The organism is Planococcus beigongshangi (assembly GCF_016820495.1).
Classification (GTDB): domain Bacteria; phylum Bacillota; class Bacilli; order Bacillales_A; family Planococcaceae; genus Planococcus; species Planococcus beigongshangi.
Genome location: NZ_JADHDU010000001.1, coordinates 334,274 through 346,568, shown reverse-complemented (window position 1 = coordinate 346,568; position 12,295 = coordinate 334,274). Strand labels below are relative to the sequence as shown.

Annotated in this window: 13 protein-coding genes and 1 pseudogene; 7 read left to right on the top strand and 7 right to left on the bottom strand. The window is 43.5% G+C overall.

All coding sequences use genetic code 11. The features are described from left to right. Nucleotides 1–23: 23 nt before the first annotated feature. Nucleotides 24–1,376 carry a ribonuclease E domain-containing protein gene (locus IQ294_RS01605; RefSeq protein ID WP_203332268.1) on the bottom strand — a complete coding sequence of 451 codons (1,353 nt, stop codon included), beginning with the start codon at nucleotides 1,374–1,376 and terminating at the stop codon, nucleotides 24–26. Nucleotides 1,377–1,796: 420 nt separating this feature from the next. Between IQ294_RS01605 and IQ294_RS01600 the strand changes: the two genes are divergently transcribed. Further along, a complete protein-coding gene (locus IQ294_RS01600; protein ID WP_203332267.1) occupies nucleotides 1,797–2,570 on the top strand; it encodes an acetoin reductase in 774 nt (257 codons plus the stop codon). A 1,286-nt stretch (nucleotides 2,571–3,856) separates the two neighbouring features. Here the strand turns inward: IQ294_RS01600 and IQ294_RS01595 are convergent. Then, nucleotides 3,857–4,429, bottom strand: a complete 573-nt coding sequence (locus IQ294_RS01595) for a competence protein ComK (RefSeq protein ID WP_203332266.1) — start codon at nucleotides 4,427–4,429, stop codon at nucleotides 3,857–3,859. A 550-nt stretch (nucleotides 4,430–4,979) separates the two neighbouring features. On the opposite strand from IQ294_RS01595, the gene IQ294_RS01590 reads away from it, so the two are divergent. Continuing rightward, nucleotides 4,980–5,432 carry a VanZ family protein gene (locus IQ294_RS01590; protein ID WP_203332265.1) on the top strand — a complete coding sequence of 151 codons (453 nt, stop codon included), beginning with the start codon at nucleotides 4,980–4,982 and terminating at the stop codon, nucleotides 5,430–5,432. Between the two features lie 138 nt (nucleotides 5,433–5,570). Here the strand turns inward: IQ294_RS01590 and IQ294_RS01585 are convergent, their stop codons facing one another. Both IQ294_RS01585 and IQ294_RS01580 read right to left on the bottom strand, forming a co-directional pair. Further along, nucleotides 5,571–5,714 carry a hypothetical protein gene (locus tag IQ294_RS01585; RefSeq protein ID WP_203332264.1) on the bottom strand — a complete coding sequence of 48 codons (144 nt, stop codon included), beginning with the start codon at nucleotides 5,712–5,714 and terminating at the stop codon, nucleotides 5,571–5,573. Between the two features lie 161 nt (nucleotides 5,715–5,875). Next, a complete protein-coding gene (locus IQ294_RS01580; protein ID WP_203332263.1) occupies nucleotides 5,876–6,181 on the bottom strand; it encodes a DUF7713 domain-containing protein in 306 nt (101 codons plus the stop codon). 113 nt (nucleotides 6,182–6,294) lie between these two features. On the opposite strand from IQ294_RS01580, the gene IQ294_RS01575 reads away from it, so the two are divergent. The 5 genes and pseudogenes from IQ294_RS01575 (at nucleotide 6,295) to IQ294_RS01560 (ending at nucleotide 8,901) form a co-directional block, all read left to right on the top strand. Further along, complete coding sequence (locus IQ294_RS01575) at nucleotides 6,295–7,266, top strand: ATP-binding protein (protein ID WP_238942583.1); 972 nt, start codon at nucleotides 6,295–6,297, stop codon at nucleotides 7,264–7,266. Between the two features lie 44 nt (nucleotides 7,267–7,310). Then, nucleotides 7,311–7,513 (top strand): annotated as a pseudogene (locus IQ294_RS16470) (ATP-binding protein); the annotation flags it as partial. Next, a complete protein-coding gene (locus tag IQ294_RS01570; RefSeq protein WP_432419944.1) occupies nucleotides 7,511–7,918 on the top strand; it encodes a magnesium chelatase subunit ChlI family protein in 408 nt (135 codons plus the stop codon). The pseudogene IQ294_RS16470 and the gene IQ294_RS01570, both read left to right, overlap by 3 nt. 6 nt (nucleotides 7,919–7,924) lie before the next feature. Next, nucleotides 7,925–8,530, top strand: a complete 606-nt coding sequence (locus IQ294_RS01565) for a transposase (RefSeq protein ID WP_203332261.1) — start codon at nucleotides 7,925–7,927, stop codon at nucleotides 8,528–8,530. 134 nt (nucleotides 8,531–8,664) lie between these two features. Then, nucleotides 8,665–8,901, top strand: a complete 237-nt coding sequence (locus IQ294_RS01560) for a hypothetical protein (RefSeq protein WP_203332260.1) — start codon at nucleotides 8,665–8,667, stop codon at nucleotides 8,899–8,901. A 2-nt stretch (nucleotides 8,902–8,903) separates the two neighbouring features. Here IQ294_RS01560 and IQ294_RS01555 read toward each other — a convergent pair whose 3' ends face one another. From IQ294_RS01555 to IQ294_RS01545, 3 genes are all read right to left on the bottom strand, one after another. Beyond that, nucleotides 8,904–9,527 carry a DUF7686 domain-containing protein gene (locus tag IQ294_RS01555; RefSeq protein ID WP_238942581.1) on the bottom strand — a complete coding sequence of 208 codons (624 nt, stop codon included), beginning with the start codon at nucleotides 9,525–9,527 and terminating at the stop codon, nucleotides 8,904–8,906. A 376-nt stretch (nucleotides 9,528–9,903) separates the two neighbouring features. Then, on the bottom strand, nucleotides 9,904–11,316 hold the full coding sequence (locus IQ294_RS01550) for a lipopolysaccharide biosynthesis protein (protein WP_203332259.1): 1,413 nt from the start codon (nucleotides 11,314–11,316) through the stop codon (nucleotides 9,904–9,906). 17 nt (nucleotides 11,317–11,333) lie between these two features. Beyond that, nucleotides 11,334–12,269 (bottom strand): glycosyltransferase, encoded by a 936-nt coding sequence (locus IQ294_RS01545; RefSeq protein WP_203332258.1) that lies wholly within the window; start codon nucleotides 12,267–12,269, stop codon nucleotides 11,334–11,336. Nucleotides 12,270–12,295: the final 26 nt, after the last annotated feature.

Here is a 12,295-nt window from a genome sequence, read left to right as displayed (position 1 = left end):
TTCCTCTCCTTTTTTAATATGGTTTATGCCACATATAAAAAAGGAGTTGTTTCGGGAGGCTTCCTCAAAGGGGTATGAATCCATTGAATGATCGCATAGCTATTTTTGTGATACCAAAGCTTTTCAGCAGATCCTCTAAAAATTTCCGACAGCGTAATGGTGCCGTAGCCAAAATCTGTACTATGTCCGGCAAATGAACCCGCGGACTGAGCAGGAGATGGCACGTTTGGCTGAACAGGAACTGTTGCCAATGCGTGTTTACCATCCTGTTCCTCTGGGAAAATAGGTGTTTCTGAAGTTTCGAACGTTTCTTCTGCGGCTGCATTATTGTCCGTTACGTTTTCAGCAACCGGCAATTGAGTTACGGAAGTAACCGGTGCTTCAGTCGATGGTTGGCCGCTGTCGCTTTCAACGATCGGCTGTGGTGCAGAAACTTCTTCCATTAAAACAGGTGTTGATTCCTGAGAAGGTCTTTCCTGCACTGCTGCCTCTGTTGCCGGAATGACGTTTTCAAGAGCTGGCTGACTCGCAGACGAGGATGCATTTTCAACCACTGGCTGACCCACAACCGGAACCGTGTCTTCAATAGGAAGTTCATTTTCCACCGGAGCTTCCGGGGCAGGCGGTGCTTGCGGCTGCGTTACCGGAACTGCAGGGCGTGACACAACTTCCTTTGCAGGCTGTTCGTTGACAGGATTTTCCGGTTTGACGGTCGCCGGTTTTTCTGCTTCATACGGCAGATCCGCCACTTCATCTACAACGTCAACTGTTTCTTCAATCGTTTTTTCGGTCGTATCCGTTACCACTTCGACTGCTTCATTGACAGCATCCGCAGTTTTTTCAACAGTATCCTGTACACTTGGCGTCACTTTCTGCACCGTCTTGTTGACTTCTTTGACGATCGGCGTCACGACAGGAACTGCGGGCAGATTTTCCACCGTTTTATCGACCGCGCCAATCGCTTCCGAAGTCGTCTTCGTTACCGTGCCAGTGGCTTCCTTCACCGTTGTTTTCACTGCAGGCGTCGTATTCCCTACTGTTTTCTCCACTAGTGATCCGGCATCTTTTACTGTAGAGGTGATAATTTTATTGTCCACAGGATCCGCTAATTTCTCCACAGTCCCTTCCGTAAAATCAATCACATCTTCCACCGTTTTGCCGACGCTTTGTGTCGTTTCTGCCAAAATGGCGCCAGTCGAGTTTCCGGCCTGCTCACCAACATTTCCAACTGTATCGCCAAGCACTTTCAAGGTCCCGCTAAGTAAACCGCTGCGTTCTTCATCTTCTTTCCCTTCCAGATCTTCACCATGGACGATGAAAGGGGCAGCCATCAACAAACTGGCTCCTATTATGAATGAAAACATGCTCTTCTTCACATTTTCACCTCCTTGGATGCGATTTATCAAAAAATTCGCATATAGTATAAATTTGATTCCCTTTTTATTTAATATATAAACTAATTTGTATATATTTTCTAAATAATTATTTTTATTCTATTCTGGCATAGTTATTAATCCCTTCCGCAAGCGAAAGAACGAATTTTTTTGCGTGCGAAATACTGAGCGCGGATATAATTTTTTGACGGCGGATATATTTCCTCAATGGCGGATATAACCGCTCATCGGCGGATATCCGTCAGGCAAGCCCCTCTCATCCACCCATAGTCAAAACCTTAACCCCATATTGCATGCTTTTCGCAAGCGAAAAGCGACAAAACCCACGTTAAGCAAATATTCTTGCTATTTAAATTTCAGATTGCTATAACTAAGTTGTATCTAATTATGAGGAGGGGTTTTATGGAAAAAGTTGCGATCATTACAGGTTCTGGCGGTGGTCTTGGAAAAGGGATTGCACAGCGCCTGGCAAAAGACGGCTTTAAGATTGTCTTGAATGACATCAACGAGGAGCTGCTGAATCCTACTTTGGAGGAATTCAAGAATGAAGGTTATGACGCAATCGGAGTCAAAGGGGATGTGTCAAAACGCGTCGATCAGTTTAAGCTGGTGGCGGAAGCCGTGAATGCTTTCGGCGGCTTGGATGTTTTTGTCAATAATGCCGGAATCGACGTTGTTACGCCGTTTCTGGATGTGGATGAAAACCAGTTGAACCGGGCGTTTTCCATTAATGTCAACGGTGTGGTTTTCGGTACCCAAGCCGCTGCCGAACAATTCATCAAACAGGAAAGCAAAGGGAAAATCATCAATGCCTGCAGCATCGCCGGCCATGAGTCATACGAAATGCTTTCCACCTATTCGGCAACAAAGCATGCCGTTAAATCGTTCACCCATTCCTCGGCCAAGGAGCTGGCAAAGCACAATATCCGCGTCAATGCCTATTGCCCTGGAGTTGCCGGCACCGCAATGTGGGACCGTATCGACGAAGAGATGGTGAAGTACTATGACGATATGGAACCGGGTGATGCATTTAAACAATTCTCCGGGAATATCCTGCTCGGCCGTCCACAGGAACCCGAAGATGTGGCAAACCTGGTGTCGTTCCTTGCATCCGATGACGCAGATTACATTACCGGCCAGGCTATCGTAACAGACGGTGGACTGGTATTCAGATAAGCAATCTATTCTAATAGAAGAAAACTGTATTAGGTCCGACTTATACTGTGAGGCGGCTGTTCTGAGATGGTCCAGCGCCGCAAACTTTTATGACCAATAAAACGTGCGAATAAATATAGAGAAGCTGGATTCAGAACCTATGGAGGTTTTGGATCCTGCTTCTTTTCTATTATTTGTTATGAGGCTGCTGAGTTGGGTTTGATATAGCGACGACTCTTCCAAGAAAAATAGTGGTCATTTTATCTCAGGCGAAAAGGATATTTTTGCGTGCGAAATGCTGAGCGCGGATATAATTTTTTTACGGCGGATATATTTCTTCAACGGCGGATATAATCTCTCATCGGCGGATATCCGTCAGGCAAGCCCCTCCCCATACCCTCTCTCCATCTAAAACCACTTCCAAAACACAAAACCATCCATTCCTCCACCCAAATTCAACCCCTTAACCCCATAATACATGCTTTTCGCGGGCGAAAAGCGAAGAAACCAAGCTGATTTTTGGCGACGGCGGATATATTTTTTTATCGACGGATATAATCTCTCATCGGCGGATATCCGCCAGGCAAGCCCCTCCCCATACCCCCTCTCCATCTAAAACCACTTCCAAGACACAAAACCATCCCTTCCTCCACCCAAATTCAACCCCTTAACCCCATAATACATGCTTTTCGCAGGCGAAAAGCGAAGAAACCAAGCTGATTTTTGGCGACGGCGGATATAATTTTTTGACGGCGGATATATTTTCTCATCGACGGATATAATCGCTCATCGACGGATATATTTCCTCAACGGCGGATATAATCTCCCATCGGCGGATATCCGCCAGGCAAGCCCCTCCCCACACACTCTCCCCCTCTAAACCCACCCAAAACACAAAACGAACTATTCCTCCACCCAAATTCAACCCCTTAACCCCATAATGCATGCGTTTCGCGGGCGAAAAGCGATAAAACCAAGCGGATTTTTGGCGACGGCGGATATATTTTCTCATCGACGGATATAATCGCTCATCGGCGGATATATTTCCTCAACGGCGGATATAATCTCTCATCGGCGGATATCCGTCAGGCAAGCTCCACTCCTCCACCCAATTCCAACCCCTCAACCCCTCAACCCCTCAACCCCACATTGCATGCTTTTCGCAGGCGAAAAGCGATAAAAACACATTGATAAAAGAAGTTGCCAAGTTTGTACTAGCTTCGATCCGAGACATAAGAAAAACCCCGCCAATTTGCGAGGTCTTATCTATTATATGCTGAATACTTACTCAATAAGCCAAGGAAGTGCTACTCACCCCCATCCCCATAATTCAACTCATCCTCCCCCTTGTCCAGGTGGTATGTGGCGCCCTTTTCCATCGCCCTGGCTTCAAACTCATCCGCCCGCGCGCGCATCTTGTAGCGCAGTTCGTAGGCCCGCTGGATTTTCAGGGTGAATGACTGGTTGCTGACGTTGAGGACGATGGTGCTTTCGTTGCTCAGTTCTACATGCGTGCGGCCCTTGCCGGCACTTCTATAATCTTTGACGTGCTTGAGCGACAGCCAGACACAGTCGGGACGGATCGGCGACACGCAGGGAAACAGGATGATGTCCGTTTCCCTGTCCAGAATCAGCGGATTCGACCTCACTGTGTCCAGTATCGCCTTGGATCCATCCTGCGCCCCGCGCATGCTCGAGCCGCGGAATCGTAAATTCGTATCAATCAGTTTATAAGGGCTCAGAGCGGTCTTGGCAACGCCGTCCTTCTTGCCCACCAGCGAATGCAAAAACCCGTTCTCTTCAAAATTCGGCACAATCATAATCGTCTCCGAACTGATCGCGTATTCCGGCTTCATCGTATATTTCGTCTTATTTTTCATTGTCCTGTTCCCCCTTTTTAATTTAAAGCTTAAACTTTAAATAAAAATGGAGTATACTAACAGTTAGTTGGTACACTCCAACTGTTTCCCTCGGGTGATGTCCGCACGACTATCACACCCGGGGGTTTTCTTTTGACGTCAATTTCCCGCTCACATCCAACTCACCTCCTTTAAGTTTCAGCTGAGACTAAAGAACTTCTCACCTTCCTTACAGTGGCAATAAACAATTAATCAGTCTCATTTCGTTAATTATATCCATAGGAATAAATAAAAGCTATAACTATTTTCCTACTATTCAGGTAATTATTTGGACTTCTGGATTTGTCAGCAATTTATCATAAAAAATTATAGCTGATGGTCATAATCAGAAAAACCACCACCAAAACGCAACAGCATTTCGATGATGGTCCAATATATAGAAACATGATTTTACCCCAAATTCTTTTCCCACAATAACCCATTCTATACTATACTGAAGTATACTATTTTCAGCATATATGGATTCAATATCGTGATCGGATTTCCATATGCTACGGAAGGGAAGAACATTTTGAAAGCCAGATACATGATCGGCATCCTGTGGGCTCTGTGGATTCTGCTCGCCACCAGCAATTATAATTTCCAGGCGCTGCTATTCGCCCAGGACATAAAATTCAATATTCTCCTCTTCCCGGACTTCTCCGATTTGTTCATCATGAGCGATATCCATCTGGACAGCAAAACTTATGTGTTCCAAAAGATCGGACATGCGATTTCCTTTGGCGTCCTGTTCTTATTGCTAAGCTGGAATATCGCCGACAGCAGAAAAGCTATAATAATCTGCAGCCTTTTTGCTTTATCTACGGAAATCCTCCAACTCTTCTTCGAGCGCAGCGGAAGATTGTCGGATGTCCTCATTGATATCAGCGGCATTTATCTGGCATACCGGTTGAAGAACTATATACAAAAGCAAGGCGGATTGGACGGAGTTCTTCGCATTAAGCAGAGAATAGATGCGCCCTGAAGTTCGGCCGTTTTACATCCTGTATAAACCTTCAAAACGAAAATCCCATGAATTCAATCTTCATGGGATTTTTTAATGTACATATTTTTTCATTCCAAACAAAAAAGCCCCTCCCACCGAAGTTGCTTCGCTTCGTTACTATTCTTCACCCAATTCGTCCATAAATCCATTTTCCTCGCTTGTTGCCGCGACTTCACGCAACGTTCTTGCAAACTCCTCCTGGCTCTTGCAAAAAATCACTTGCTGTTCTTCCACGGCGTTCGCCAACATATTATTATTCATCCCAATTCCTCCAAAACTGAAATTTACTTTAGCTCTTGTGCATACCCTATTTATTCCCATCCTTTCCCGGCAATAAACATGGAGAGGCTATCAATGCTAAATTAAAGATTTTTATCAACCAATGTTTTCTTCAATACAATCAAAAAGCAGAAACAGCAATTTCACTGTTCCTGCCCTTTTTCCTGTTCATTGTCTTCCCACTCAATCTCCCCATAAGGATCCATCATCTCCAGCTTCAACTGGAACCCTTCATAATGCATCAGCATCCTCCCGATTTCATCCCATGTATAGAACCTGCCATCGACAGAAATGACCGGCATGCGATTCTCCGTTAAGTCGGACTCGACTCTCCCGGCTAAACGATCATCCCGGAGTGAGCTGTAGCTTTGGCCATCCGGGAATGTTCCCTGCTCCACATACTTCTCGGTCATTCCACGCTCGGCTTTGGCGATCAATTGCAGCTTCATTTAATGTTAACTAATTATTTAGACAATTAACATTGCTTCCACTACAATGATAGGGAAAGACATTTTATTCAAAGGGAGGGATTCCAATAAGCAATTACATTTACAGTGTCGGGATGTCCGGGCTTGCCGGGCAGGTTATCCAGGTTGAAGCGACGGTCCGGGAGGATAAGGAGTCGTGTGTGATCATCGGCTTGCCGGATGTGTCGATCAAGGAGTCGCGGGAGCGGATTTTGAATTGCCTCCATGCGCTCGGCAAAGATATTGATATGAAAAAGATTACGATCCATTTGTCTCCGGCGGATGTGCGGAAACAGGGCACGTCGTACGATGCGGCGATGTTGCTGGCGGTGCTGCAGGCGATGGAGAAGAATCCGGTGAAGATACCGGAGAAGACGTGTTTCATAGCTGCGCTGACACTGGATGCCAAGCTGACGACGTTCCACAGTATGATTCCGACGATCCATCAGGCGATTCTGCTCGGTTTTAAGCGCATTTACATTCCACCCATTGAAATCTCCCTTTTTGCGAAAGCTGCGGATATCGAGTTGATCCGCATGCCGGACATGCCCTCCATACTGGCCCACCTCAGGGGTCAGCCTTCTCTTTTCGATGATGACATCACTCTTTTAGCGAATGAAACAGTTTATGAAGAAACGGAAAAAGCACCTCATATCTGCTTTTCGGCCATCCGCGGCCATGCGGATGCGAAACGGGCATTGCTTCTGGCAGCGTCCGGCGGCCATCACGTGCTGATGAGCGGTCCGCCCGGCTGCGGCAAAAGTCTGCTTGCGAATGCGTTCCATACGATTTTGCCGGATCTGACGCATGAAGAGATTCTGGAAGTCTACAGCATCTACCAGCTGGCGAAACTGGCGCGCAGCCTGTCCGGCCGTCCCCCTTTCCGCTCGCCGCATCATTCTTCGTCGGAAGGGGCGATTGTCGGCGGCGGGCGTTATCCGAAACCGGGCGAGATGTCACTTGCGCATCGCGGTGTTTTATCCCGCATTAACGGGCAGTACGACTCTCGCTTTCGCGAGAGATCTACTGACCATAAAAGCCCGATTGGTTCAACTAACATTCAGTAGGATAACCCCCTACTGAATGAAGTTTCACTGTATCCCTTGACGAGCTGGGACATTTCCCGCGCCGCGTCATCGATACGCTGCGGCAGCCGCTCGAGTCGGGGTTTGCGGTGGTCAACCGGGTCGAGGATCAGACCGTTTTCCCACAAGCATCAATTTGATCGCCGCGACGAATCCGTGCCCGTGCGGTTATTACGGCGCGCGGGAAAAATACTGCGTCTGCAGCGACAAGATCCGGTTGAAGTATATGCAGAAAATCACCGGCCCGATCATCGACCGGATTGACTTCGTCCTGTCGCTGAAGAGTCAGAGCGTGTTCGAACAAGCGACGGCGGCGACTTCCGAAGAATTGCGGGAGACGGTGACGCTGGCCCGTGAGCGGCAGCGGCTGCGCTACGGTTCGAATTATACGAATGCGATTGTGCCGGTCAAGCTGTTCGAGGAGAAAGTGGCATTCAGTCCTGCTCAATTGGCGCGGATTGAAGCGGCGAGTTTTGATGAGAATCTGAGCAGCCGGTCGACGCTGAAAATTCTGCGGCTGGCGCGGACGATTGCGGATGTAAGGAATGAAGACGAGGTGTCGGATGTGGCGGTGGATGAAGCGCTCGCGTGGAAGATCTCCGCTGCGCCGGCGCAGAATTCGTTGATGCGGTGAGTGGCGATGACGAGACGGCGTGAATTTAAGTCCAATTCCTATTACCATGTGATTATGCGCGGCAATGACCGGCAGCCGATATTCGGAACAAAAGAGGACATGTACGAGCTTAAGCGTGTCTTCATTGAAGTCCATGCCCATCATCCCTTCACGATTCTGGCGTGGTGTTTTATGACGAACCATTACCATATCCTGATCAAACCGCTGCGGGATCCGCTCCATAAGATCATGAGCCTGGTCAAACAGCGCTACAGTCTGTCGTATGCAAAGCGCCGCAGCCACATCGGGCGCATTTACCAGAAACGCTATTTTGCAAAAGAGGTCGATTCCCGGCTAGGGCTCCTCACCGTCAGCAGCTATATCCACCGGAATCCGATCCAGACGAAGAAGCCGATGGTCGAGAAGCTGAAAGAATATCCGTATAGTTCGTTTCCGCTATATTGGGATGAATCGCTTCCCGCTCCGCCCTTTTTGGACCGGGAGCTGTTGCGGGAGTTGCTGCCGGAGCCGTTTGAGAAGACCAATACGGCGTATTGCATGTATTGCCTGACGTATGCGCAGAATGCGGAGGAAGACAAGCACGCGGAGGAGATGGAGCCGCCGGTGATGTAGGGGTACAGGTGAAACGTTTATCGCTAATAGGTTGAATCGTCTTTGACCTAGTGATGAATTTCCGAATTCTCAAAACCATAATTATATTGACGACAGCAAAAATATGCTCTTATAGAAGAAAGAGGTGATCGACAATGGGTTCTAAACGCAAACTGGAAATAGCTAGCATAGCCATGAAGGAGCGTCGTAATTCCAAGTCGACGCTGCCAGATGATTTCCTGAAAACTTTAGAAGAGAGGACAGAAGAAGTTATTTCTGATTTAAAGCCGGGCAGACAGCGTCCCCGCTCTGAAGACGAGACAAAGATCCTTCTGATGTTTGAAAAAGAAGTTGAAAAAGAGAGTAAAACAATCAAAGAGCAGGAACAGTAATTTCACTGTCCCTGCTCTTTTTTCTGTTTGCTATTATTCCATTCAATTTCTTCAAAAAGATCCAGCATTTCAAGCTTCCGCTGAAACCCTTCAAAATGCAGGAGCATCTTACCAAATTCATCCCACGTATAGGACTTGCCGTCTATTGCAAGCAGCGGCACATCTCCACCCGCCGGATTCCACCCCACCCTGCCTGCCAGACGGCCGCTCCGGATCGAGTGGCAGCGTTGACCATCCGGAAAAGTTCCTTCTTCGACATAGGACTCGGCCATTTCCCTTTCGGCTTTGGCAATCAACTGCAGGAGAAGCTCCCCTTGATCAGTGTACAAATCGCCCATCACTTTAAAATCATAGCCGCCTTGTTTCTTTTCCATCGCTTCCATGAAGATGTGGAGTGGATCCAGCCGCTTTCGAATCTCAAAATGATGAGCTGTTCCCTTACCGTCCCGGATGGTCATTCCCTCCGGATAGCTCTCAGCTTCCACGCCGAATTCACCTGCCATCAGGCTATTGTAGCATCGTAAGCAGAGCCTTTCTGTTTGAGAGTCTGAAGTTAAATGAATATAAGAATTTTCGTTTCCGCATCGTTGGCACAGTGCCATTGCCGCCACTTCTTTCAAGTTCATCGATTGTCCTCTCTTCCCTTTAAGATAGATCGGTGTGAAATGTAAATAGGAAAATGAATTGCTAGGTGCAGCCTGTTTCCCTCAATGATTATATTCAACTTACTGTATTTTACTTTTATCCAGCAGTTCCCAGATTGTCCCTGTGTTTCAAGCATTTATGACTATTCGAAAATTCTGATAATTATACACAGACCTTTGCCTGAAATCCTTGCGGTTCCAGGCTCTTACACTTTTTGCATGCAATTGTATTGAATAGACTGAATCGTCTTGAACACAGGGTCGCGATTTTCAGAGGCGCATTTACAGTCTTAAAAGCAGTCGTTTAAGTTGTCCAAAAAAAGGGGGACAAACCACAGGGGCGCGACACTACCTAAAGTTATTTACGAATTTTGTAAAAATCCACTAAGTCCTTGTAAAATAATAAAATTAAAACAGTCATTGCAATTACCCCATAAAAAAAGTTTGTCCAAATGTTCTCTAAAGTTATAGAGACGGAGGCGTATAAAGAAATCACAATTATCATTGAATAGATTCTTTTTAACGGATATTTGATTTTAAAATATTTCAAAGAAATATGTGTCCTAATACTAAAAAAAATGACAAATGAAAGTGCAGTAGCTATCGACGCACCAACTGCTCCATAGGCAGGCACTAGCAACCAATTACCGAAGATATTAAAAATACAGCATATAAGAGCTATTAAAATATGCCAATTTATTTTTTTATAGAAATTGATTCCAATAACAGTTGTTTCTGATATTGTATAAAGGACTGGCATGAAAACTAAAAATGGCATGATTAATGCAGCTTCTTTATATTCGCTGCCAAGTAAAATTATTATTAAATCTTTACCAGCAATACTTATGATAGCTACAAAAAACATAGCAAACGAAACTGCAACTGAAATATTCCGAAAAAAATCTAGATTACCAGGATCGTTCTCAAATTTCTCAAATGCAACTGGGGTCCAAAATGTAGAAAAAGTTCCTTTTAGAACTAAAACTAAAGACACAAGCTTCATTGCAGCTGTATATAATCCTAATTCTTCAAAATTACTCCATTGTCTCAAAGCTATTTTATCAAATGCTTCGAAAAGCCAGGTAATTAATATGGTAAACATGAAAGGAATACTATATTTTAAAATATCCTTTTGAGTATGTTTCATACTATTATTTTTAATGTTACTAATATTCCAGTATTTTTGACTTAAAACAATTGAAATTATAACTATTATGATTAATGAGACTAATTCTGAGTAAACTAAAATTATAAAACTTTCTTTGTAAAAGTAAAAGAATAGAATAGTGAATATTAAAATTAAGAATTTTTGAATGATTTGAAGAATTGAAAATAAATTTGCTCTTTGTTGCATTCTAATAACTAGCTGACTGTAGCGTAGTAATATTTGCATTACTATCCCAAAGACCAATAGTAAACCTAAGAAAATACTTTCGAAACCAAACAAAAATAAAGATATGGGTCTATAAAAAATAAGAACTATTATAATTACTATTATGCTATTTAAAAAGGGAAATCTTAATACATTGTATAAAAGCATACCGCGTTTATCTTCTGTTTCTTCATAAAAGAAACGTACGAACGCTTGATCAGTCCCAAAAATAGTAATTATCATTCCTACTTGGATGAATAAAATATACATAGAAGCCATTCCAAAAGCTTCGACTGGAAGTATTCTTGTAACTATCATAGTTGTTAATAAACCTATGACTAATCCTACCCAACTTCCATAAGAAAAATTCAAAAATTTACTGAGAATGGCATTTTTCATTATTATATAACCTACTTTTAAATTGTTCTATTTGAAAACTCAATATTGTATTCCTTAATTATTGCTTGGAGTTGTTTATTGTTTTGATTTTGAATAATATTTATTTGTCCCAATGACTCCTTTTGACTCGAGCTTACTACAAAAAATTCACTTGGGAATTCTGTAGACTTCACTACTTTAGTATTATTTATTATGGACATTGCTTTTAACCATAAATCATCTGCGTGAAAGCACAGCTTTTTAATACTTTCTTTATTAAAAACTTCCTCATTAACTGAATTAGGTGGATATAAAACTCCACTTACACCAGTTGGACAAAGCATTTCCGTAGGGTCTGTGATTTCGAGGGGATTCTGTAGCCATTCTTCATAAGACTTTATTTGGTTCCCCTTAGTTGTTGTAATTAAATGTGCTCTATTACAACATATATATTCGGGATATATTTTATGAAGTTTTATTAAAGCTTCTATAGTGTTTTCAGGATAAATAACATCATCATCAATTGTAATAATAATATCTTTTGAAAATTCTTTAAATGCATAGTAATACTTTTTATGCGATCTCAAATCATCACAAAATCTAATTTCTAATCCTTTCTTCTGTAATTTTTTTAAATTATGAGGAAGACTTTGTATGTCTTTAAATTGGCTTTTTGCTAGCCATAATATTACTATATCCGGCTTGTATGTTTGTCTAAATATTGATTCGATTGAAATCCATATCGTGTCAATTCTAGCGGGAAAAGTAGTTAAACTGACAACTACTTTTCTTTCCCTTACATCTAGAAGATTAATTCCAGAACTTTTTTTATTTATTTTAAAATCAATTTTCACCCAGACATTGGCAGTTAGAGATAAAAATATAATTAAAAGATTAAGCAACTTTCTAAAAAAGGAGTTTCTTGCGGCACTAATTTTTAAATGAAATTTTATGGAATACAAAAATTTTAACATATCAATTCTCCTGACTTCAGAACACA